At 61.7% G+C, this 21,506-nt stretch carries 17 protein-coding genes and 1 riboswitch; of the genes, 7 read left to right on the top strand and 10 right to left on the bottom strand.

All coding sequences use genetic code 11. The annotated features are described in order from the left end of the window. Positions 1 to 176: 176 nt before the first annotated feature. A complete protein-coding gene (gene aceB, locus AACQ43_RS09260) occupies positions 177 to 1,784 on the top strand; it encodes a malate synthase A (protein ID WP_168967050.1) in 1,608 nt (535 codons plus the stop codon). 75 nt (positions 1,785 to 1,859) lie between these two features. Continuing rightward, a complete protein-coding gene (gene aceA / locus AACQ43_RS09255) occupies positions 1,860 to 3,173 on the top strand; it encodes an isocitrate lyase (protein WP_011706620.1) in 1,314 nt (437 codons plus the stop codon). A gap of 112 nt (positions 3,174 to 3,285) precedes the next feature. Here aceA and hda read toward each other — a convergent pair whose 3' ends face one another. From hda to upp, 3 genes are all read right to left on the bottom strand, one after another. Beyond that, positions 3,286 to 3,987, bottom strand: coding sequence for a DnaA inactivator Hda (gene hda / locus AACQ43_RS09250; RefSeq protein ID WP_016351307.1), 702 nt, complete (start codon positions 3,985 to 3,987; stop codon positions 3,286 to 3,288). Positions 3,988 to 4,202: 215 nt separating this feature from the next. Continuing rightward, positions 4,203 to 5,231 carry a DUF2066 domain-containing protein gene (locus tag AACQ43_RS09245; protein ID WP_168967049.1) on the bottom strand — a complete coding sequence of 343 codons (1,029 nt, stop codon included), beginning with the start codon at positions 5,229 to 5,231 and terminating at the stop codon, positions 4,203 to 4,205. A gap of 143 nt (positions 5,232 to 5,374) precedes the next feature. Then, on the bottom strand, positions 5,375 to 6,001 hold the full coding sequence (upp, locus tag AACQ43_RS09240; RefSeq protein WP_005302745.1) for a uracil phosphoribosyltransferase: 627 nt from the start codon (positions 5,999 to 6,001) through the stop codon (positions 5,375 to 5,377). Positions 6,002 to 6,176: 175 nt separating this feature from the next. Between upp and purM the strand changes: the two genes are divergently transcribed. Together purM and purN are read left to right on the top strand one after the other, a co-directional pair. Then, the gene (purM, locus tag AACQ43_RS09235; protein ID WP_168967048.1) at positions 6,177 to 7,214 is read left to right on the top strand and encodes a phosphoribosylformylglycinamidine cyclo-ligase; all 1,038 of its coding nucleotides are present in this window, start codon (positions 6,177 to 6,179) and stop codon (positions 7,212 to 7,214) included. A 32-nt stretch (positions 7,215 to 7,246) separates the two neighbouring features. Beyond that, a complete protein-coding gene (gene purN / locus AACQ43_RS09230; protein WP_168967047.1) occupies positions 7,247 to 7,885 on the top strand; it encodes a phosphoribosylglycinamide formyltransferase in 639 nt (212 codons plus the stop codon). A gap of 111 nt (positions 7,886 to 7,996) precedes the next feature. Here purN and AACQ43_RS09225 read toward each other — a convergent pair whose 3' ends face one another. The 5 genes from AACQ43_RS09225 to AACQ43_RS09205 all read right to left on the bottom strand — a co-directional run bounded on the left by AACQ43_RS09225 (position 7,997) and on the right by AACQ43_RS09205 (position 14,021). Further along, complete coding sequence (locus AACQ43_RS09225; protein WP_168967046.1) at positions 7,997 to 8,758, bottom strand: Nif3-like dinuclear metal center hexameric protein; 762 nt, start codon at positions 8,756 to 8,758, stop codon at positions 7,997 to 7,999. Between the two features lie 147 nt (positions 8,759 to 8,905). Continuing rightward, positions 8,906 to 10,249, bottom strand: coding sequence for a sigma-54-dependent transcriptional regulator (locus AACQ43_RS09220; RefSeq protein ID WP_011706626.1), 1,344 nt, complete (start codon positions 10,247 to 10,249; stop codon positions 8,906 to 8,908). Positions 10,250 to 10,310: 61 nt separating this feature from the next. Then, positions 10,311 to 11,345 carry a sensor histidine kinase gene (locus tag AACQ43_RS09215; RefSeq protein ID WP_024944839.1) on the bottom strand — a complete coding sequence of 345 codons (1,035 nt, stop codon included), beginning with the start codon at positions 11,343 to 11,345 and terminating at the stop codon, positions 10,311 to 10,313. A gap of 106 nt (positions 11,346 to 11,451) precedes the next feature. Beyond that, a complete protein-coding gene (locus tag AACQ43_RS09210) occupies positions 11,452 to 12,873 on the bottom strand; it encodes a sigma-54 dependent transcriptional regulator (RefSeq protein ID WP_029303977.1) in 1,422 nt (473 codons plus the stop codon). A gap of 278 nt (positions 12,874 to 13,151) precedes the next feature. After that, entirely contained in the window at positions 13,152 to 14,021 is an 870-nt protein-coding gene (locus AACQ43_RS09205; protein WP_168967045.1) for a DUF2726 domain-containing protein, read from the bottom strand. A 211-nt stretch (positions 14,022 to 14,232) separates the two neighbouring features. Between AACQ43_RS09205 and AACQ43_RS09200 the strand changes: the two genes are divergently transcribed. The 3 genes from AACQ43_RS09200 to ppx all read left to right on the top strand — a co-directional run bounded on the left by AACQ43_RS09200 (position 14,233) and on the right by ppx (position 18,369). After that, a complete protein-coding gene (locus AACQ43_RS09200) occupies positions 14,233 to 14,745 on the top strand; it encodes a glycine cleavage system protein R (RefSeq protein WP_016351315.1) in 513 nt (170 codons plus the stop codon). A gap of 74 nt (positions 14,746 to 14,819) precedes the next feature. Then, positions 14,820 to 16,889: a polyphosphate kinase 1 gene (gene ppk1 / locus AACQ43_RS09195; protein ID WP_076361344.1), complete on the top strand. Its 2,070-nt coding sequence runs from the start codon at positions 14,820 to 14,822 to the stop codon at positions 16,887 to 16,889. Continuing rightward, a complete protein-coding gene (ppx, locus tag AACQ43_RS09190; RefSeq protein ID WP_168967044.1) occupies positions 16,879 to 18,369 on the top strand; it encodes an exopolyphosphatase in 1,491 nt (496 codons plus the stop codon). The genes ppk1 and ppx overlap by 11 nt, the downstream gene beginning before the upstream one ends. A gap of 77 nt (positions 18,370 to 18,446) precedes the next feature. On the opposite strand, the gene mgtE is transcribed toward ppx, so the two are convergent. Continuing rightward, complete coding sequence (gene mgtE / locus AACQ43_RS09185) at positions 18,447 to 19,790, bottom strand: magnesium transporter (RefSeq protein WP_043167491.1); 1,344 nt, start codon at positions 19,788 to 19,790, stop codon at positions 18,447 to 18,449. Positions 19,791 to 19,910: 120 nt separating this feature from the next. Then, positions 19,911 to 20,080, bottom strand: a riboswitch (M-box (ykoK) riboswitch). Positions 20,081 to 20,294: 214 nt separating this feature from the next. Next, on the bottom strand, positions 20,295 to 21,503 hold the full coding sequence (flgL, locus tag AACQ43_RS09180; protein WP_011706634.1) for a flagellar hook-associated protein FlgL: 1,209 nt from the start codon (positions 21,501 to 21,503) through the stop codon (positions 20,295 to 20,297). Positions 21,504 to 21,506: the final 3 nt, after the last annotated feature.

Raw genomic sequence — 21,506 nt, 5'->3', positions numbered from 1 at the left:
ATACACTTAATATCATGACCAAAACGTGCGTTTTAAAAAACCTGTTGACGAATAGAGCAATATTTCGCACCTTATGAATCGTGTTACCCCGTTGTTACGGGAAGTTTGAAAAAACAGAGATCGACTTTAGTCGTAGTTAATTAGTTCAAAATGTAATTCTCAAAGGAGTGAACCCTATGTCGGCACCGGCCCAGACCCACTGCAGCGCTCGTCTGCGCATCCAGGGCGAGACGCATCCCGATTACGCGCAAATTCTGACGCCGGATGCGGTGGCCCTGGTATCCGAACTGGTGGAACGCTTTGCTCCCCAACGGGACGAATTGTTGAAACAACGTGTGGCGCGCCAGGCCCGCATCGACGGCGGTGAGCTGCCCGATTTTCTGCCTGAAACCGCCCACATCCGCGCCGGGGACTGGACGGTGCGCGGCATTCCCGCCGACCTGCAAGATCGCCGCGTGGAGATCACCGGCCCGGTCGAGCGCAAGATGGTGATCAACGCCCTCAACGCCAACGTCAAGGTATTCATGGCGGACTTCGAGGATTCACTGGCTCCCGCCTGGAACAAGGTGATCGAAGGTCAGATCAACCTGCGCGATGCGGTCAACGGCACCGTCTCCTACACCAGCCCGGAAGGGAAGGCTTATACCCTGAACGCCGATCCGGCCGTGCTTATCTGCCGGGTGCGCGGTCTGCATCTGCCGGAAAAACATGTCACCTTCGATGGAGCTCCCATTCCCGGCGGCCTGTTCGACTTCGCTCTCTACTTCTTGCACAACTATCAGGCGCTGCTGGCCAAGGGCTCCGGCCCCTACTTCTACGTACCCAAGCTGCAGAGCCATCTGGAAGGGCGCTGGTGGAGCGAAGTGTTCGCCTGGACCGAGGACAAATTCGGCCTGCCCCGCGGCACCATCAAGGCCACCGTGCTGATCGAAACCCTGCCAGCGGTGTTTGAGATGGATGAGCTGCTCTATCAGATGAAGGATCACATCGTCGCCCTCAACTGCGGCCGCTGGGATTACATCTTCAGCTACATCAAGACCTTGAAGAATCACCCCGATAGGGTCCTGCCGGATCGTCAGGTGGTGACCATGGACAAACCCTTCCTCTCCGCCTATTCGCGGCTGCTGATCAAGACTTGCCACAAGCGCGGCGCGCTGGCGATGGGAGGCATGGCGGCCTTTATCCCGGCGAAAGATCCTGCCGTGAATGAACAGGTATTTGCCAAGGTGAAGGCTGATAAAGAGCGTGAAGCCAACAACGGCCACGACGGTACCTGGGTCGCCCACCCCGGTCTCGCCGATACCGCCATGGCGGTGTTCAACGCCGCCATCCCGGCTGGCGCCAGCAACCAGATCGGCGTGCTGCGCGAGCAAGATGCCCCCATCACCGCCGCCGAGCTGCTGGCTCCCTGTGAGGGCGAACGCACCGAGGCAGGCATGCGCACCAACATCCGGGTGGCGCTGCAATATCTGGAAGCCTGGATCAACGGCAATGGCTGTGTGCCCATCTACGGTCTGATGGAAGACGCCGCCACCGCCGAGATCTCCCGCACCTCCATCTGGCAGTGGATCCGCCACGGCAAGAGCCTGTCGAATGGCAAGGTAGTAACCAAAGATCTGTTCCGCCAGATGCTGGCCGAGGAGCAGGAGGTGATCAAAGCCGAAGTGGGGGCCGAGCGCTGGCAGGCAGGCCGCTTCGCCGAGGCGAGCGAACTGATGGAACAGATCACCTGCGCCGATACTCTGATCGATTTTCTGACGCTGCCCGGCTACGAGCGGCTCTGAACTACGGGCCTCCCCAGCGGGGCTCGCCAATAACAAGTCAATGGAAACGTGAAATCAATGAAAGAGGGAACTGATATGGCACTGACCCGTGAGCAACAGATCCAGGCTATCGAGAAAGACTGGGCGGAAAACCCCCGCTGGAAAGGGATCAAGCGCGGCTACAGCGCCGAAGACGTGGTAAACCTGCGTGGCAGCCTGCAACCGGTGCACACCCTGGCCCAGCGCGGTGCCGACAAGCTGTGGGAATTGATCCACGGCGGCGCCAAGAAAGGCTATGTAAACTGCCTCGGCGCGCTGACCGGCGGTCAGGCGGTGCAACAGGCCAAGGCGGGCATCGAGGCAATTTACCTCTCCGGCTGGCAGGTGGCGGCGGACAACAACCTCTCCTCCACCATGTACCCGGATCAGTCCCTCTACCCGGCCAACTCGGTGCCGTCCGTGGTGGAGCGCATCAACAACTCCTTCGCCCGTGCCGACCAGATCCAGTGGGCCAACAAGGTGGGCCCGCAGGACAAGGGCTTCATCGACTACTTCCTGCCCATAGTAGCGGATGCCGAAGCCGGTTTCGGCGGCGTGCTGAACGCCTTCGAGCTGATGAAGGGGATGATTGAAGCGGGCGCCGCCGGCGTGCACTTCGAAGATCAGCTCGCTTCCGTCAAGAAGTGCGGCCACATGGGTGGCAAGGTGCTGGTACCGAGCCAGGAAGCGGTGCAGAAGCTCATCGCGGCCCGTCTGGCAGCCGACGTCTGCGGCACCACCACCCTGGTGATCGCCCGTACCGACGCCAACGCCGCCGACCTGCTGACCACAGACGCCGATCCGTACGATGCTGGCTTCCTGACCGGTGAACGCACCTCAGAAGGCTTCTACAAGGTACAGGCCGGTATCGAACAGGCCATCTCCCGCGGTCTGGCGTATGCCCCTTACGCCGACATGGTGTGGTGCGAAACCGCCAAGCCGGATCTGGACGAGGCGCGCAAGTTTGCCGAAGCCATCAAGGCCCAGTACCCGGACAAGATCCTGGCCTACAACTGCTCGCCAAGCTTCAACTGGAAGAAGAACCTGGACGATGCCACCATCGCCCGCTTCCAGCAGGAGCTGTCAGACATGGGCTACAAGTACCAGTTCATCACCCTGGCGGGTATCCACAACATGTGGTTCCACATGTACGAGCTGGCCTACCAGTACGCCCGTGGCGAAGGGATGAAGCACTATGTCGAAATGGTGCAGCAGCCGGAATTCGCCGCTGCCGAGCGGGGTTACACCTTCGTGGCACACCAGCAGGAAGTGGGTACCGGTTACTTCGACAAAGTCACCACTGTCATTCAGGGCGGCCAGTCCTCGGTGACCGCGCTGACCGGCTCCACCGAAGAAGATCAGTTCCACTGATAGGCAAAACTCTTTGAGAGAGTCCTTGAGATAGCAAAACCCCGGCCACTGACCGGGGTTTCTTTTTATTCATTGCCTCGGCGCTGCTCGCGCTCAAGCACACCCGCAGGGCTCAGAGCTCGAGGATCTCTTTGACAAAGGGGATGGTCAGCTTGCGCTTAGCGCGAAAGGAGGCGTTGTCGAGCTGATTGAGAGTGGTGAGCAGGGTGCGCATGTCGCGCGAGAGGCGGTTGAGCAGGAAGCGGCCCACGTCGATGGGCAGTTTGAAGCCCCGCAGCTCGGCACGCAGCTGCAGGGCACTGAGCTTGCCTTCATCGTCCAGCTCGTCGAGGTGGAAGCTAACTCCCCAGTCGAGGCGGGAGGCGAGATCCGGCAGTTGCAGCCCCAGTTTGCGTGGCGCGCTGCAACCGGTCACCACCAGGGTGCCTTCGCCCTTCTCCTGCCAACGGTTGTAAAAATCGAACAGGGCCCGCTCCCACAGCGCATTGCCGGCGATCGCCTCCAGGCTGTCGAGACAGACCAGCGGCAAGCTTTCGAGGGCGTCGAGCATGCTGGGATCCAGCTGTTCGAACTGATCGAGGGAGAGATAAGCGGCTGCGGCGTCGCGGGCATTGACCTCGGCGCAGGTAGCGTGCAGCAGATGGGAGCGGCCCGATCCCTTGGCCCCCCAGAAATAGAGGAAAGGTGAGCCCTGACCAATGGCCGCATTTTTGAGGGCGGTGATCAGATGAGCATTGTTGCCGGGATAAAAACTGACGAAGGTTTCATCATCCGGTAGTTGTACGGCTAAAGACAGTTGGGCCGGTTGCTTCACTCGTTGGGCTTTGACTGTGACATTTGCGGGCAAGTGTATCATCGCCAAGGCGGATAGAGAACCGCCCGGACGATGCCGGGCGGTGTGGATCCTCATAAAGGATCCAGGCTGCGACCATTGCTAACGAAAGCGGCTACTCCTTGGCCGGCGCGAAAAAACGCACCCTGGGCCCACGCTGGTTGTGCGCGACCAGCCGGTCAGGATCCTCGCCAGGATCAGGGCTGCGACCATTGATAGCTCAACCCCTCGGGGGTATCCGCCAGCTGGCGCAACCGGCTCTCGAGCTGCAGTCCGCGAATGAGCTCGGCCTTGTCCCCTTGCAGGCTCAGGTTGAAGGTCACCTTGTCCCCCTCCAGTTTGCCAATCTCCACCTTGGTGACGCTGGCCATCCCCTGCAGCATCTTCTGCACCGTGATCATGCCATCGATGCCGGACAATCCCTCCACCACCAGTGTCTGGCTGGAGGCGACACCCGAGATACGCGCCCCGTAGTTCTGCACCAGCCAGCCAGCCAGGGCATCGGCGAACGTCTGCGCCACCTCGGCCTGGGTGCCGGCGCCCTCACCCTTGGTCAGTTCGCTCAGCTCATCGCCGGCCTTGGCCCCATAAAGGCTCCAGTCGATGCTCCACTTGCCCTCCTCCTTGCCATCGGGCGTCAGCTTGCCCAGCACCACCATCTCGGCGCCATAGCGCTGGCTCGCCTTGAGGATGGGGTCGGCAAAACGGCCCCAGACATCGGTGGCGTTGACCGCCATGTTGTCGTCCAAGTCCATCAGCGGAATGCTGACCGGCAGCCCCATCGCTTGGGCCTGGGTACGCAGGGCGGCGGCCCAGCCATCATTGGACTGATCCGGCAGAATGCGCCGCTCCCCTTCATTGATCACCAGCCAGATAGCCACTTGTGGCCGAGCCGGGCCCAGCAGGGCGAACTTGCTCTCGGCCACCAGGGCATTGACCTTGGCCACATCGAAATCGGCCTTGAGAAACTTCACCGGCCCCACGTCCTGATAACCGTAGTGCTGCACGAACTCGCCGGGGGTCGCCAGCGCCTTGACCACCGCCGGCTGGGTCAAGATGTCACGCTTGCCGGTCACCTTGATCAGCACCTCGCCCAGGGCCTGGGACTGAGCCGCCGCCATGTCGCCGCTGGTGGGCGCCTTGCCCTGATAGAGATCGGTCACTTGGGCGGCCGACACCATGAATGACAAGCCGCAGCAGAGGGCGGTCACAACACGTTTGAGCATGAGAGGAGTCTCGAAATGGGAGATGGTGCTTATGGTAGCGGCAAGGCGCGCATGGCAGCAAGCCGGGGCGGGAGAAACAGCGGAGCCGGCGGGGTGCCGGCTCCGTTTGCGCGCCTGCTGGCGCGCGATGAGGCGCTCGAGGCTTACTTGGTGCCGAAGATCTTGTCGCCGGCGTCGCCCAGACCCGGGACAATGTAGCCTTTCTCGTTCAGGCCCTGGTCGATGGAGGCGCAGAACAGCTCCACGTCCGGGTGAGCGGCTTCCAGCGCCTTGATGCCTTCCGGCGCGGCAACCAGCACCAGCACCTTGATGGACTGGCAGCCCTTCTTCTTGAGCAGGTCGATGGTGGCAATCATGGAGCCGCCGGTAGCCAGCATGGGGTCGATGACCAGCGCCAGACGCTCTTCGATGTTGCTGACGATCTTCTCGAAGTAGGGAACCGGCTGCAGGGTCTCTTCGTCGCGGTAGATGCCGACCACGCTGACGCGGGCACTCGGCATGTGCTCCAGCACGCCATCCATCATGCCCAGACCAGCACGCAGGATGGGCACGACGGTGACCTTCTTGCCCTTGATCTGGTCAACTTCCACTGGCCCATTCCAGCCATCGATGGTAACCTTCTCGGTTTCGAAGTCAGAGGTCGCTTCGTAGGTCAACAAACTGCCCACTTCCTTGGCCAGTTCACGGAAACGCTTGGTGCTGATATCGCCTTCACGCATCAGACCGATCTTGTGCTTGACCAGGGGGTGTTTGACTTCAACGACTTTCATTATTATCTCCTCTAACTGCCGCAAAAAAATCGCGGAATCATACAACAAAAGCCGCCGCTTGTAGAGCATTTCCGCGCAAAAACGCGCAAACGATTTCCTTTCTGGTTTTTCACCGCCACTGTTAGAATACGCCCCGAATTTTACCCTCCACTTCTTTATATGACGGGGAATACGCGTGACTGACAAAACCTCACTGAGCTACAAGGATGCTGGCGTGGATATCGATGCCGGCAATGCACTGGTTGAACGTATCAAGGGCGTGTCAAAACGCACTCGTCGTCCTGAAGTCCTTGGTGGTCTTGGCGGCTTTGGGGCCTTGTGTCAAATCCCTGCGGGCTACAAGGAGCCGGTGCTGGTCTCCGGCACCGACGGGGTGGGCACCAAGCTTCGCCTCGCCATCGACCTGAAGAAGCACGACACCGTCGGCATCGATCTGGTGGCCATGTGCGTCAATGACCTGATCGTGCAAGGCGCCGAGCCCCTCTTCTTCCTCGACTACTATGCCACCGGCAAGCTGGACGTCGACACCGCCGCGGCTGTGGTCACCGGCATCGGTGCCGGCTGCGAGCAGTCCGGTTGCGCCCTGGTGGGCGGCGAGACCGCCGAGATGCCGGGCATGTATGAAGGGGAAGACTACGACATCGCCGGTTTCTGCGTCGGTGTGGTGGAAAAGAGCGAGATCATCGACGGCAGCAAGGTCGGCGAAGGAGATGCCCTGATCGCCCTGGCCGCCAGCGGCCCCCACTCCAACGGTTTCTCGCTGGTGCGCAAGATTCTGGAAGTCTCCAAGGCCGACGTGCAGCAGCCGCTGGGTGATACCACCCTGGCCAATGCCCTGCTGGAGCCGACCCGCATCTACGTGAAACCCGTGCTCAAGCTCATCAAGGAGTGCGAGATCCACGCCCTGTCCCACATCACCGGTGGCGGCTTCTGGGAGAACATCCCGCGCGTGCTGCCCGCCAACACCCAGGCGGTGATCGACGAGCAGAGCTGGCAGTGGCCGGCAGTGTTCAGCTGGCTGCAGCAGGCTGGCAACGTCACCCGCCACGAGATGTACCGCACCTTCAACTGCGGTGTCGGCATGATCATCGCCCTGCCGGCGGATCAGCTGGAAAAAGCCCTGACCCTGCTCAAGGCCGAAGGCGAGAACGCCTGGCATATCGGCCATATCGCCAAGGCGGCCAATGGTGAGGAGCAGGTCATCATTCAATGAATGACCGGATCAACAGCCAAATGACCACCCCCATGAAACGCATCCTGGTGCTGATCTCCGGCAACGGCAGCAACCTGCAGACCATCCTTGACGGCTGTGCTGGCGGCAAGATTGCCGGTCAGGTGGTCGGCGTCATCAGCAACAAGGCCGATGCCTATGGTCTGGTGCGTGCCAAAGAGGCGGGGGTGGCCACCGCCATCCTCGCCCAGCAGCAGTTTGCCAGCCGGGAGGAGTATGACGCGGCTCTGTTGGCGCAGATGGTGGACTATCAGCCCGATCTGGTGGTACTGGCCGGGTTTATGCGGATCCTGAGTGCTGACCTGGTACGTCACTTCGCCGGACGGATGATCAATATCCACCCCTCCCTGCTACCGAAATATCAGGGGCTGCACACCCACCAGCGCGCCATCGACGCCGGTGATGACGAGCATGGCGCCAGCGTCCACTTCGTCACCGAAGAGCTGGATGGCGGCCCGGTGATCCTGCAGGCGCGCGTCCCCATCTTCGAAGAGGATGATGCCGGCGAGGTGGCGGCCCGGGTACAGGTGCAGGAACACAGCATCTACCCGCTGGTGGTGCAGTGGTTCTGTGAAGGACGCTTGCAGATGCGTGCAGGGTCTGCCTTGCTCGATGGCATGCAGCTTGGCCCGGCAGGCTATGCCAGCGAGTAACCGCTAACCGCAGTAATAAAATGCAACAAGGGAGGCCCAAGCCTCCCTTGTTATTTCTATCTACCAGCCCTGCGGCCACGTCCGATGACCCCGCTATGCGGCTAATCGAACCTACACCGGATTGTCGATATCGATAAAGGTCACATCCAGCCCGTGCACCGTCGCCAGCCACTCCCCCAGCGCCTTGACGCCGTAACGTTCGGTGGCGTGGTGACCGGCGGCGTAGAAGTGCATCCCCATCTCGCGGGCGGTATGGATGGTCTGCTCGGAGGCTTCACCGGAAATAAAGGCATCGATGCCCTGCTCCGCCGCCAGATTGATGTAGCTCTGACCGCCGCCGGTGCACCAGGCCACGGAGCGGATAAGCTCGGGGCCGCTGTCGCCGCAATGGAGCGGCTCACGGCCGAGCCGCTCGGCAATCAGCTTGGCAAAATCGCTGCCGGTCATGGGCTCTTCCAGCTTGCCCACCATGGCGACGCTCTTGCTGTTCCAGGGCTCGAGGCCACGACGCACCTTGATGTCGAGCAGCTTGGCGAGCTGGGCGTTGTTGCCCACCTCGGGATGCACGTCCAGCGGCAGGTGGTAGGCAAACAGGTTGATGTCGTGGGTCAAGAGGGTCTTGATGCGGCGCTGTTTCATACCGGTGATCTGGGCCGGCTCACCGCTCCAGAAGTAGCCGTGATGAACCAGGATGGCGTCAGCATCGGCGGCCACGGCCGCATCGATCAGGGCTTGGCTGGCGGTGACACCGGTCACCACCTTGCGAATGCGCTCACGCCCCTCCACCTGCAGGCCATTGGGGCAGTAATCCTTGATGGCATGCGGTTCGAGCAGATGGTTGAGTACGGTTTCGAGTTTTCGATGAGAGATCATAGGGGTCCCTTATAAAGGCGCCGACCCCTGTGCTGCGCTGCAGACAGGAATCGGGCTCATAACGCCGAAGCCCCATGATAATCGAGGCCGGCCGCCAAGACCATGATGCCTCCCGCACTGCGGCCCATAGCAGAGCTCGGAATGGCTTCAGGCCGGCAGATCGATCCCCGCCTCGCGCATCTGGGCCAGCTTGTAGCGCAGGGTGCGCGGGCTGATGCCGAGCCGGTCGGCCACCGCCTTGCGGCTGCCGTTGCAATCCTGCAGGGTGTCGAGAATGATCTGGTGCTCCTGCTGCTTGAGCTCGCTGCCCAGGTGTTCGCTGCCGCTGCTGCGCTCACTGCCGACAAGGCGGATCTCTTCTTCCTCCACCTCTTCCAGGATCAGGTGCTCGCAGCCGATGAGGCCGTCGGGGCTCAGAATGAGGGCGCGCTGCACCACGTTGTCGAGCTCGCGCACGTTGCCGGGCCAGGGGTGAGCCAGCAGCCGCTCGCGAGCGGGTTCTGTGAGCTGCGGCGTCGGCAATCCCTGCTGGCCGGCATGCAGCGCCAGCAGGTGCTCCGCCAGCGGCAGTATGTCACCGGGACGCTCCCACAGCGCCGTCCAGCGCAGCGGGAAGACATTGAGGCGGTAGTAGAGATCCTCGCGAAACAGGCCGTCCTGCACCGCTTTTTTCAGATCCCGGTTGCTGGTGGCGATGACCCGTACGTCGAGCGGGATCATCTTGCGGCTGCCAAGCCGCTCCACCTCTTTCTCCTGCAGCACCCGCAGCAGCTTGGCCTGCAGCCCCAGATCCATCTCGGTGATCTCGTCGAGCAGCAAAGTGCCACCCTGGGCCTGCTCGAACTTGCCGGGACAGCCCTGTACCGCGCCGGTAAAGGCCCCCTTCTCGTAGCCGAACAGGGTCGCCTCCAGCATGTTTTCCGGAATGGCGGCGCAGTTGATGGCGACGAAGGTCTGCTCGGCGCGGCTGGAGTTGTCGTGGATGTAGCGGGCCAGCACCTCTTTGCCCGTCCCGCTCGGACCGGTCACCATCACGGTGGCTTCGCTTCTGGCCACCCGGGTCGCCAGCTGGAACAGCTCGGCGGTCTTGGGATCGCCGTAAACCACGGCCCGCTTCTCCACCTTCTGGGCCGGCACATAACGGCTGACCTGATTGAGCAGCACCTCGGGCGAGAAGGGCTTGGCCAGGTAATCGATGGCGCCTTCGCGCATGGCGCGCACAGCCCCGTCGATGTTGGCGTAGGCGGTCATCAACAGCACCGGCACCTGGGGATATTGCTGACGAATGTTGGCCAGCAGGGTCAGGCCATCCATGCCCCCCATCTGGATATCCGAGATCACCATGTCGAAACTCTGGCGCGACAGGGCCAGCAAAGCCCGCTCGCCACTGTCCACCTCGCGGCACTCATAACCGCCGAGCAACAGGGTATCCACCAGCGCTTCGCGCAGGCCATTGTCATCTTCCACTACCAGGATCCGGGCCTGAGTCATGCTACACCTCCCACCACAGCCAACCTGGCCGCTGCAATATTCATTTCCACGAGCCTGACGCTCATGCTACACCCCCCAGCTGCACCGCTTGCTGATGCAGGGGGAACGACAGGGTAAAACAGGTTCCCTCGCCGGGTACCGAGGCCACGCTGACCTCGCCCTGATGGGCACGGACCACGGATTGCACCACCGCCAGCCCAAGGCCGGTGCCCTGGGAGCGGGTGGTGAAGAAGGGTTCGAAAATTTGGCTCAGCAGGTGAGCGGGCATCCCCTTGCCGTTGTCGAGAATGCGCAGCTCCACCCGGGTGCCGCTGCGCACCGCGCTCACCAGAAGCGACGTGGCGCCGGCCTGCTGGGCATTGGCAATGAGGTTGTTGACCGCCCCCGCCAGTGCGCTGCTGTTGGCCAGCAGGCAGAGATCGGGCTCCGGCGCCTCCATGTGCAGCTCACAGCCCTGCTGGCTGCAAAATGCCTCGGCGCCGGCCTGCACCTCGGCCAGCAACCCCTGCACCGACGTCGGGGTCACCACCTGGTTGTCGCCGTTGCGGGCAAACAGCAGGATGTCGCTGATCTGTTTTTCGAGATCCTGCAGGCGCGCCATCAGCTTTTGCTGGAACTGGCTGCGGGATTCAGGTTTGAGGGTGCGGTTGGCCAGGTTGGCGGCATAGAGCATGGCGGCGGAGAGCGGGGTGCGGATCTGGTGGGCCAACGAGGCGGCCATGTTGCCAAGGGCGGACAACCGCTTCATGTGGTTGATGCGATCTTGCAGCTGGCGGGTTTCGGTCAGATCGTTGATGAACACCAGCTGGCCCGGCTGATCCGGCAGCGGCTGGGTCGACAGCTGGACCCGGCGCCCATCGCGCAGGGAAATTTCGTGGCCGTCATCCTCGCGGGGCTGGAAACAGCGGTCGATGATCTGGCGCCAGGCCTGGCCTTCCAGCGGCTCCCCCAGCAGCGCCTTGGCGGCCGGGTTGGCGCGGGTGATCCGGCCCTCGCCGTCGAGCAGCAAGACACCGGTGGGCAACGCCGTGAAGATGGCGTAAAGCTGGCTCACCTCGTGAGACTGGAGCGGGGTATCCTGCGGCTGGGCTGTCATAAAGCTGACCTCAAACTGGCGACTGAGTCAGCTTATTCAATTTCCATGCCACTAAAATTTACATATAAAATCAAAGCCTTGAAGCTAGGCGTCAAGGCTTTGACCCTTATGCTTCCTTGCTCATCCCGTATTTTTTCATCTTCTCCACCAGGGTGGTACGGCGCATGCCGAGCAGGTCGGCGGCGCGGGCCACCACCCCGTCCTGGGACTCCAGCGCCTGGCGGATCAGCTCCACCTCCAGGTCGGCCAGCATCTCCTTGAGGTTGACCCCCTCCTCCGGCAGCTGCATGGCGCGGGCGTGGCTGGCGGGCAGATCCAACTCGGGCGGATCCTGGAACACGGCGGCCAGCGCATCGCGCTCGTCCATCTCGGTCAGCCGCTCGTCCCGCGGCTCGCACGGCAGCAACCGATAGCGGCTCGGCAAGTCAGCCACATCGACGATCTGCTGCGGGTAGAGGATGAGCAGCCGCTCCAGCAGGTTGGAGAGCTCACGCACGTTGCCCGGCCAGGGATACTGCATCAGCGACTCCATAGCGCGCTGGGTCAGGCGGATCATCCCCTGATGCAGCTCGGCATGGCGGTTGAGCAGCTCCTGCAGCAGCAGCGGGATGTCATCGGCCCGCTCCCGCAGCGGCGGGGTCTCGATGGGGAAGACGTTGAGGCGATAGTAGAGATCTTCGCGAAAACCCTGGGTACGGATCATCGCTTCCAGATCCCGGTGGGTGGCCGCGATGATGCGCACATCCGCCTGGATGGGCTTGCCGCCGCCAACCCGATCAAACAACCGTTCCTGCAGCACCCGCAACAGCTTGACCTGCATCGGCAGCGGCATGTCGCCGATCTCGTCGAGAAACAGGGTGCCCCCCTGTGCCAGCTCGAAGCGGCCGCGCCGGGCCGCGATGGCGCCGGTAAAGGCCCCCTTCTCATGGCCGAACAGTTCGCTTTCCAGCAGCTCAGCCGGAATGGCGCCGCAGTTGATGGGCACGAAGGGGCCCTGGCTTCGGCCGGACAGTTCATGAATGGCACGGGCCACCACCTCCTTGCCGGTACCCGATTCGCCGAGGATCAGCACGTTGGCATCGGTCTCGGCCACCTGGCTGATGAGCCGACGCACCTCCTGGATCCCCTTGCCCTTGCCCACCAGCAGGCGCAGCAGCGCCTGCCCCTTGTCGTGGGTCTGTTGACGAGGATGGAGGGAGACGAAGGCCTGGCAAAAGTGCAGATGGCGGGTCAGGGATTCGTAGGTGAAAGGCGCCTCGGCCACCCCGATGAAGTTGCTGTTGGGGAAGTCGGCCTCCACCAGCGACAGGAAAGGCACCCGGGGGAATCCGGTCAGCAGCTCGCCCAGCGGGCGGCCGTTGAGGGAACCGGTCAACACCCCCTGCAGCGGGCCGGATGACTCGATGGCCACATCCAGATCGCCCTCGGCAACGTCCTGCCAGGGGATCCCCATGAACGAGAGAACTGTCCCCAACTGCTGGCGCCGCTGCGCATCGGCGTCAACAATCAACACTCCCATTGCCATCATATCCATCCCTCTTATTTTCGACGTAACTTATTGTTTTATTTTGCTTATGTGGTCAAACCACGCACTTTATGCAGGATGCACAAAGTGCCAAAATTCCGACGCATTGTCAAAATTTGTCGCATTTCACCTAAGTTTATCGACCCAACAGCGCAACAAGATAAATTTTGTCGCCTCTTTATTAGGTATGGTGGGCGGGCAGCGGGCAAGCAAGAGAGGCAGAAACACGAGCAGGTGCGCCTGTTTGCGGCCAATAGCAGGCCGCAAACAGGCGGTGAGGATCAATGGCGGGCGTGAGTATGGGGTGCGGCGTAGCGACACTCGGGGAAGCGGCTGCAGGCCAGGAACAACCGGCCGGCATGGGGGCCCTTCTTGGCTTCCCGTTCCACCAGCGGCGCATCACAGCGCGGGCAGTGCGGCACCTGATGGGGATGCTCGTCGTCTTCCTCCTCCACCTCGGCAAATAGATTGTCCACCAGCTCGGTGTCGGCCGCCGGCAGCGGTGCACTGCGCGGTGATACGATCGCCTTGATGGGGGCCACGGCCGGGGCACGACCGCCATGGCGAGGCTCTTCCACCTCGACCCGATCCAACTGCAGGGGGCTGAAGGTGGGCTCGCGGCGATCCCCTGGCAGCAGATCCTCATCCGGAGCACGGCGGGGGCCGCTTAGCAGCGGCAGGATCTGTTCGCGCAGCTCTTCGACCTGATAATGGCTGCTTGCCGGGATCTGCAGCAGCGGCAGACCGGCGCTGTCAAAAGCGGCCTTGAGGAAACTGTCGCGCACCTTGCGCTTCTGGTGGCGATGGGAGCTGTCATCGAGCTCGATGGCGCAGATGAAGGAGAGATCGGAGGGGTGGCAGAGCAGATAGTCCACGTGCTTGGCGCTGATCTTGTTGAACGCCTGCTGCCACTTGCTCTTGCTCATGCCCGCCTCCGGCGTCAGCACATCGGCCACCCGCACCTTGGCAAAGACCCGGGCCTGGTCGCCGACCGCCAGATCCAGCACGCCGAGAAAAGAGCGCTCGGCGGGACTGAACAGGGTCTCCTGCAGATCATAGGGCAGCGCCTTGCCCTTCTTGCCCCTGCTCCAGAAGATCGCCAGCAGCAGCAACACCAACAACACCAATCCCGATACGACAAGGCTATTCATACGCGCACATCCCGTTCACAAGAGCTATCCGGTTCACAATACAAAACAGGGGCATCACTCTACCACGGTGCAGCGGCCGCAGGCAGTGCAGAAATGGCGCCACCCCCCTCCCGGCGGCGCTTTTTCGCCATATTTGCGGTGGGCGGGGCTTCATATGGCCTGTGACAGCAGGCACAATGCTACGGAGTACCCATTTTCCAAGGAGAGCAGGATGCAAAAGCAATTGGTCGTGACCGTGATAGGCGCTGACAAGCCCGGTATCGTCGAGAGTCTGGCGGACGTCATCACCCACCAGCAGGGCAACTGGCTGGCCAGCTCCATGAGCGAGCTGGCGGGACAATTTGCCGGCATCCTGCACGTGAGCGTGCCTGACGAACACTACCGCAGCCTGTGCGAGGCGCTGGTGATGCTGCCCGGCCTCACCGTCAGCTTCGCCGAAGGTCAGCTCAGCCAGGAACCGGAACGGCAGGTGATGGTCAGCGTCACCGGCAACGACCGGGCCGGCATCGTCCACGAGGTGGCCAGCATCCTGCGCCAGCTCAACATCAACGTGGCCGACCTCACCACCGGCTGCGAACCGGCCCCCCACTCCGGCGCCCCACTCTTCTACGCCCATGCCCTGGTGGCGCTGCCGCCCCGACTCGAACTGGGGGATCTCATCAGCGCGCTGGAGTCGCTGTCGGACGATCTGGTGGTCGACATCGATCAAGCCATCATCGACTGAGCGGATGGTCATCAATCTGTCATATTTCCACGCCATAACTGCCGCGCAGACGCGACCTGAAACAGAGGCACAAGATGAGCACCGACAAGCAGTATGAAGACAAAGAGCTGAGCTGGCTCTCATTCAATGAACGGGTGTTGCAAGAGGCAATGGACAAGACGGTGCCCCTCATCGAGCGGGTCCGTTTTCTGGGGATCTTCTCTTCCAACCAGGATGAGTTCTTCAAGGTGCGGGTGTCGGACGTCAAGCGCCGCATCCTGATCAACGAAGTGCACGGCGGCGACGACGAGGCCAAGGTGCTGCTGCGCGCCATCCAGCAGAAGGTGATGGCGCTCGGCGAGGCGTTCGACAACACCTACAAGGAGCTGTTGATCGCGCTGGCCCGCCACAACATCTTCCTGGTCAACGAGTACCAGCTCTCCGAGTCCATCCAGCAGTGGCTGCGGGTATTCTTCAAGGAGAAGGTGCTGCGCCACATCATCCCGATCCTGCTCAACAAAGAGGTCAACCCGGTCAAGTTCCTGAAAGACGAGTACACCTATCTGGCCATCGAGATGAAGAAGAACGGCCAGGTGATCCAGTACGCGCTGGTGGAGGTACCGACCGACGACCTGCCCCGCTTCTTCCAGCTGCCACCGGAGGGCACCCGTCGCAAGAAGCAGATCATCATTCTGGATAACGTCATCCGCTTCTGTCTCGACGAGATCTTCAAGGGCTTCTTCGACTACGACGAGATAGCCGCCTACGCGGTCAAGCTGACCCGGGATGCCGAATACGATCTCTCCGACCAGCTGGACTTGAGCCTAGTGGACAAGATGAGTGACGGCTTGAAGCAGCGCCTCACCGCCATGCCGGTGCGCTTCGTCTACGAGCGGGAGATGCCGGCGGCGATGATCAGCTTCTTGAAGCTCAAGCTGCAGATCAGCTCCTACGACGCCATCATGCCGGGCGGCCGTTATCACAATTTCAAGGATTTCATCGGCTTCCCCAACGTGGGCCGGGACTATCTGGAAAACCCCAAGCTGCCGGCGCTGGATTGCCGCGATTTTGACGGCTTCGTCAACGCCTTCGACGCCATCACCAAGCAGGACATACTGCTCTACTACCCGTACCACAAGTTTCACCACTTCACCGAGCTGGTGCGTCAGGCGGCGTTCGATCCGGCGGTCAGCGCCATTCGCATCAATATCTACCGGGTGGCCAAGAAGTCGCGCATCATCCACTCCCTCATCGACGCCGCCAACAACGGCAAGAAGGTGACCGTGGTGGTGGAGCTGCGCGCCCGCTTCGACGAGGCCGCCAACATCGACTGGGCCAACATCCTGACCGATGCCGGCGTCAAGGTGGTGTTCGGGGTGCCGAGCCTCAAAATCCACTCCAAGCTCTGCCTCATCACCCGCCACGAGCAGGGTGAGGCGGTGCGCTACGCCCACATCGGCACCGGCAACTTCAACGAGAAGACGGCGAAGATCTATACCGACTTCTCCCTGCTGACCCGTCACCCAGACATCACCGCCGAAGTGGAGGGGGTGTTCGAGTACATCGAATACCCCTATCGGCGCTACAAGTTCAACCACCTGCTGGTCTCCCCCATCAACAGCCGCCGCCAGCTCTACCGGCTCATCGACAATGAACTGGCCAACGCCAAGGCGGGCCAGCCGAGTGGCATCACCCTCAAGATCAACAACCTGGTGGACAAGGATCTGATCAACCGGCTCTATGCCGCCGGTCAGGCCGGGGTGCCCATCCAGATGATCATCCGCGGCATGTGTGCCCTGCGTCCGGGCGTGCCGGGCCTCAGTGACAACATCAGGGTGATCAGCATCATCGACCGCTTCCTTGAGCACCCGCGGGTGATGGTGTTCCACAACAAGGGCAATCCCCAGCTCTATATCTCCAGCGCCGACTGGATGAGCCGCAACATCGACGGCCGCATCGAGGTGGGCACCCCCATCTATGACGAGCGGCTCAAGCAGCGCATCCTCGACATTCTCGAGCTACAACTGAGTGACACCTGCAAGGCGCGGGTCATCGATGCCGACCAGAAGAACGAGTACGTGAAGCGGGGCAACCGCCGCAAGATCCGTTCCCAGGTCGCGATTTACGACTACCTCAAACGCATAGAGTCAAACAATGGACAATAGCCTGTACGCCGCCGTGGATCTGGGCTCGAACAGCTTTCACATGGTCATCGCCCGCCTCACCGAGGGGCGGCTGCAGATCGTCGATCGGATAAAAGAACGGGTGCGGCTGGCAGAGGGAATGGACGGCCAGCGCCGCATGTCTGCCGAAGCCATGACCCGGGGCCTCGACTGCCTCGCCCTGTTTGCCGAGCGGCTGACCAACATCAAGCCGGATCAGATCCGCATCGCCGGCACCTATACCCTGCGCCGTGCCAGCAACGCCCGCGAGTTCGTGAGCGAGGCGGCCAAGGTGCTCAACCACCCCATCGAGATCATCAGCGGCCAGGAAGAGGCGCGCCTCATCTATCAGGGGGTCGCCCATACCCAGCACATCGAAGGCCAGGTACTGGTGGTGGACATTGGCGGCGGCAGCACCGAGCTAATCATCGGCGAGGGCTTCGATCACAAGGCGCTCACTAGCCGCAAGATGGGGTGCGTCAGCTTCACCCAGAGCTTCTTTGCCAACGGCAAGTTGAGCGAAAAAGCCTTCAACAATGCCGTGCTGGAAGCCCAGCACCAGCTCGCCCCCATCATCAACCAGTACCGCAAGCTGGGCTGGCAGAGCTGTCTCGGCAGCTCCGGCTCCATTCGCACCGTGCGCGATGTGTTGCAGGGGGAAGAGTGGACCGATGGCGCCATCACCCTGGCCGGGCTGGAGCGGCTCAAGCAGGAGATGATCAGGCACAAGCGAGTCAGCGATCTCAAGCTGGCCGGCCTCACCGAGGAGCGTCAGGAGGTATTTGCCGCCGCGGTGGCCATCCTGCTCGGGCTCTTCACCTCGCTGCCCATCGAGCGGATGGACTATTCCGATGGAGCCCTGCGTGAGGGGCTGCTGTACGAGTTCGAGGAGCGCTTGCAGCACCACGACATTCGCGAGCGCACCGCCCTGGCGCTCTCCACCCACTATCGCATCGACAAGCGTCAGGCTGGCCGGGTCGAACAGAGCGTGCTGACCCTGTTCGATCTGCTCAGCGGCCCCTGGGAGATGCTGGAGGAGCCCTATCGTGCCATCCTCGGCTGGGCGGCACGTCTGCACGAGATCGGCCTTGCCATCAACTACAGCGGCATCCACAAACATTCCGCCTACATCTTGCAAAACACCGACCTGCCCGGCTTCAACCAGGACGATCAGGCCCTGCTGGCCGCACTGGTGCGCTTTCACCGCAAGGGGCTCAAGCTCTCCGAGCTCCCTTCCCTGCCCAACCACGACGAACAGACGGTGCTGCGCTGCATCCGCATCCTGCGCCTCGCGGTCGCCGCCCATCACAGGCGCCAAGACAACCTGCTGCCCGATTGGCATGTGCAGGCCGCCGGCGATCAGCTGGTGGTCACCCTGCCACTGGACTGGTGCGACGAGAACAAGTTGCTGATGCAGAATCTGGAGAAGGAGCATCGCTACTGTCAGGAGCAGGGCTGGCCACTGCTGTTCCAGCTCGGCTGACGCCGACGCAGCGAGACAAAGCGGCGAAACAAAAAAGGCAGCCCACGGGCTGCCTTTTTGATTTTCTGGATGGCGGCTTACTGCAGCTCGGGCAGCAGCAGCTTGGCGATTTCGAAGTAGATGATGAGACCAGTGCCATCCACCAGAGTGGCGATGAAGGGGGCGGATACCACGGCCGGGTCGATGCGGAAGCGACGCAGCACCATGGGGATCACAGAAGCGACGGTGGCGCTCCACAGCACGATGGCGATGATGGTCAGGGTGACGACCATGCCGATCTGGGGGCCAACCCCCAGGCTCCAGGCCCGTACCCAGGCGGCCAGCGCGATGGCGGCCGAGATGAGCAGACCGGTGGAGATCTCCTTTTTCAGCACGGTGCCGAGGTTGCGCAGACTCACCTCCCCGACCGCCATGGCTCGCACTATGGTGGTGGTGATCTGGGTACCACTGTTGCCGCCGGTGCCGATCAGGAGCGGAATGAAGAAGGCCAGCGCGATGGCCGCTTCCAGCTGCTCTTCGAACGCCCGCAGCACGGTACCGGTATAGGCTTCGGCCACGAACAGGATCAGCAGCCAGCCCACCCGCTTGCGCCACAGTTGCCAGGGAGTCGCCTGCAGATAGGGAGTGTCGAGCGGCGAGGAGCCACCCTGCATCTCCGCATCCTCGGTCGATTCAAGCTCCAGGATGTCGGCGGCATCGTCCACGTGGAAGATCCCCACCAGCTTGCCCTGATCCTCGACCGGCAGGGTCGAGATGTCGCGGTCTATCAGCAGGCGGGCGGCCAGTTCCTGATCCGCCCGGGCGTTGATGCGCACCGTCTCCCGGTCCATCAACTCGCTCACCGGCAGTTGCGGGTCGGCAATCAGCAGGGATTTGAGCGAGATGCTGCCAAGCAGACGGTGGTCGTTGTTGACCACATAGAGGTTCTGGAACAGCTGGGCGTTGTCCCAGGCATCGTGGATCAGCTGCTTGGCGCTGCCCACCGTCTCCTGATCGCCTATGGCCAGGAATTCGTGGCGCATGTTGGCGCCCACCGATTCGGTCGGCCAGTCGAGCAGGGAGTAGAAGGTGGACTGCACCTGCTCCGGGAAGCGGGCAAGCAGCATGGTGCGATCACTGCTGCCCAGCCGGCGGAGAATGGCCAGCATGTCGCGCCGCGGCATGGCCCCCTGCAACACGCTGACGATGCTGGCATGCAGCCGCATCAGCAGGCGCCCTGCACAGTCTGCCGAGAGCGAACTGAGCAGCGCCGCCCCCTCGGCAGTGGGCAGGGTATCGAAGATGCAGTTGAGCTCTTCCGGACGCAGGGTCAGCAGCTGATCGGCACGCTGAACCGGATCCAGGTTGTGCTCCAGCCAGCCCTGCAGGGCAGCCAGATCGAGCAGTTGATGACGATTGAGTAGAGTCTGTGTTTTCTTCATCACAAATGACCTCATGTGATTTCAGGCAAGCCTGAGCGCGAACGGTGATCCGTCGCCGTCTGAAAGAAAACAGCAATTTGATTGACGAGTAATAGGCAGGAAATGACGCCGTTCGGCGTGTCATCATCCCCACGTACCAGCTTTAGCACTGCATAACGTATCCGGCATGCCGGAAGCCACTTGGGTTTACACCTTAATCCGATGAAAACTGTCCTGATCTTGGGCGTCTCTGGACGTCGTGAGATCAGTGGCCTGTGTTTATACAGGAGCCTCGCCTAACGAGATGCTGCAAATATGCGCACAACCCTCTGTTGTGCGGGCTGCATGATTATCGAATGCTCAATTGGAGTCAACCCGTCGCAATGCGCTAAATAGCCTGTGGCAACAGCTTGTTACAATTGGCCGGCATGGGGATTTGAATGAGGATAAACGAGCGGAAAAAACAGGCGCCAAGCGGGTAGCCATCGCTCGCAGCCACCCGGGCCGCGAGCGATGGGTGACCGGTCAGCGAATGTAGTCGAACAGGGTCAGCTTGCTGATCTTGCTGAAGGAGAGCTGGGTGGCGCTCAGCGCCGCATCCTCTTTTGACAGGGTGGCAATCACCTCATAGAGATCCGCTTCGGAGACCTTGGCCCTCGCTTGCTGGTTCAAGGTGCTCAACCCTTCGTTCGAGCCCATCACCTGCTCCAGCCCGTTCATTCTGCCGCCAATCTCCCCCAGCCCCTGATCAACGTTCAGCCGGGCATTCTTCATGTGGGCGGTGGCATCCGCCACCTTCAGCTGGAAGGTATCCGGCGTGATGTTGGGATCCCGCAGCGCCGTGATGAAGTCGGACATGCCATCGAGGATGTTGTTGTTCTGGGGCGGATCCAGCACGAAGTTTTGTGCCGCCCCCCCCGCCGGCAGTGACAGGGTCAGCTCCAGTCCGTTGAAGGGGATCTTGTTGCCTGCCACATAGTCGCCACTTTGCAGCAAGGCACCGCCGCCATCCCTGATCTCGTAGGTATCCGGCGTGCCAGCGATGGTGTTCACCGTATACTGGTTGCTGGCGAGCGAAGGGTCGTAGTTGTTGCGGTAGAAGCTGTCAAAGTGGCCCTGATCGGCCACCCCGACCTGAATATTGGCGCTCCCCGCGCTGCTGGTTCTGCGGGTTGGCACTATCTCGAACAGGTTGAAGCCGGAATCGTTGGCGGCAATCTGCACCGTCGGCGACACCTGAATGTTGCGCTGGCCGGTATCCCCCTGAAAGACATAATTGCCGCTGGCATCCTGAATGAAGGGCTGAGTCTTGCTCTGGTTGCCGCCGAAAATGTATTCGCCCTGGGAGTTCTTGCTGTTCATCAGGTCGAACATCTGCTTTTGCAGCCCCTCTAGCTCGCTGGCAATCGCCTGACGATCCTCGTACCCCACCGCCGAGTCGTTCGCCTTCTGGATCAGGGTCTGGGCACTGGTCATGGCGGTGTTGAGGGCGGTCAGCACCGTCTCCTCATGGCCCAGGCTGTTTTCCAGCAGGCTGCCGTTGACCCCGTACTGCTTGAAGAGATCGATCTCCTTGGTCAGCGCCAGCTTCTGGCTCATGCCGGAGGGATCTTCCCCCGCCGTTTTGAACTTGTTGCCGGTCATCAGCTGCTCATACGCCGTGCTCAGCCGCTCATTGGCGCCGTTCAGCGAGGAGATATTGCGGTCATAGACCATGTTGGTGGTAATACGCATCGA

The sequence above is a fragment of the Aeromonas sp. DNRA1 genome (assembly GCF_963888745.1).
GTDB lineage: Bacteria > Pseudomonadota > Gammaproteobacteria > Enterobacterales > Aeromonadaceae > Aeromonas > Aeromonas hydrophila.
This window is presented reverse-complemented; position numbering and strand designations above follow the sequence as displayed.

Excerpts from the sequence above, each read along its gene's own strand:
- aceB (WP_168967050.1), top strand. The coding sequence starts at position 177 with ATGTCGGCACCGGCCCAGACCCACTGCAGCGCTCGTCTGCGCATCCAG.
- aceA (WP_011706620.1), top strand. The coding sequence starts at position 1,860 with ATGGCACTGACCCGTGAGCAACAGATCCAGGCTATCGAGAAAGACTGG.
- AACQ43_RS09245 (WP_168967049.1), bottom strand. The coding sequence starts at position 5,231 with ATGCTCAAACGTGTTGTGACCGCCCTCTGCTGCGGCTTGTCATTCATG.
- upp (WP_005302745.1), bottom strand. The coding sequence starts at position 6,001 with ATGAAAGTCGTTGAAGTCAAACACCCCCTGGTCAAGCACAAGATCGGT.
- purN (WP_168967047.1), top strand. The coding sequence starts at position 7,247 with ATGAAACGCATCCTGGTGCTGATCTCCGGCAACGGCAGCAACCTGCAG.
- AACQ43_RS09225 (WP_168967046.1), bottom strand. The coding sequence starts at position 8,758 with ATGATCTCTCATCGAAAACTCGAAACCGTACTCAACCATCTGCTCGAA.
- AACQ43_RS09220 (WP_011706626.1), bottom strand. The coding sequence starts at position 10,249 with ATGACTCAGGCCCGGATCCTGGTAGTGGAAGATGACAATGGCCTGCGC.
- AACQ43_RS09215 (WP_024944839.1), bottom strand. The coding sequence starts at position 11,345 with ATGACAGCCCAGCCGCAGGATACCCCGCTCCAGTCTCACGAGGTGAGC.
- AACQ43_RS09210 (WP_029303977.1), bottom strand. The coding sequence starts at position 12,873 with ATGATGGCAATGGGAGTGTTGATTGTTGACGCCGATGCGCAGCGGCGC.
- AACQ43_RS09205 (WP_168967045.1), bottom strand. The coding sequence starts at position 14,021 with ATGAATAGCCTTGTCGTATCGGGATTGGTGTTGTTGGTGTTGCTGCTG.
- AACQ43_RS09200 (WP_016351315.1), top strand. The coding sequence starts at position 14,233 with ATGCAAAAGCAATTGGTCGTGACCGTGATAGGCGCTGACAAGCCCGGT.
- ppk1 (WP_076361344.1), top strand. The coding sequence starts at position 14,820 with ATGAGCACCGACAAGCAGTATGAAGACAAAGAGCTGAGCTGGCTCTCA.
- ppx (WP_168967044.1), top strand. The coding sequence starts at position 16,879 with ATGGACAATAGCCTGTACGCCGCCGTGGATCTGGGCTCGAACAGCTTT.
- mgtE (WP_043167491.1), bottom strand. The coding sequence starts at position 19,790 with ATGAAGAAAACACAGACTCTACTCAATCGTCATCAACTGCTCGATCTG.
- flgL (WP_011706634.1), bottom strand. The coding sequence starts at position 21,503 with ATGCGTATTACCACCAACATGGTCTATGACCGCAATATCTCCTCGCTG.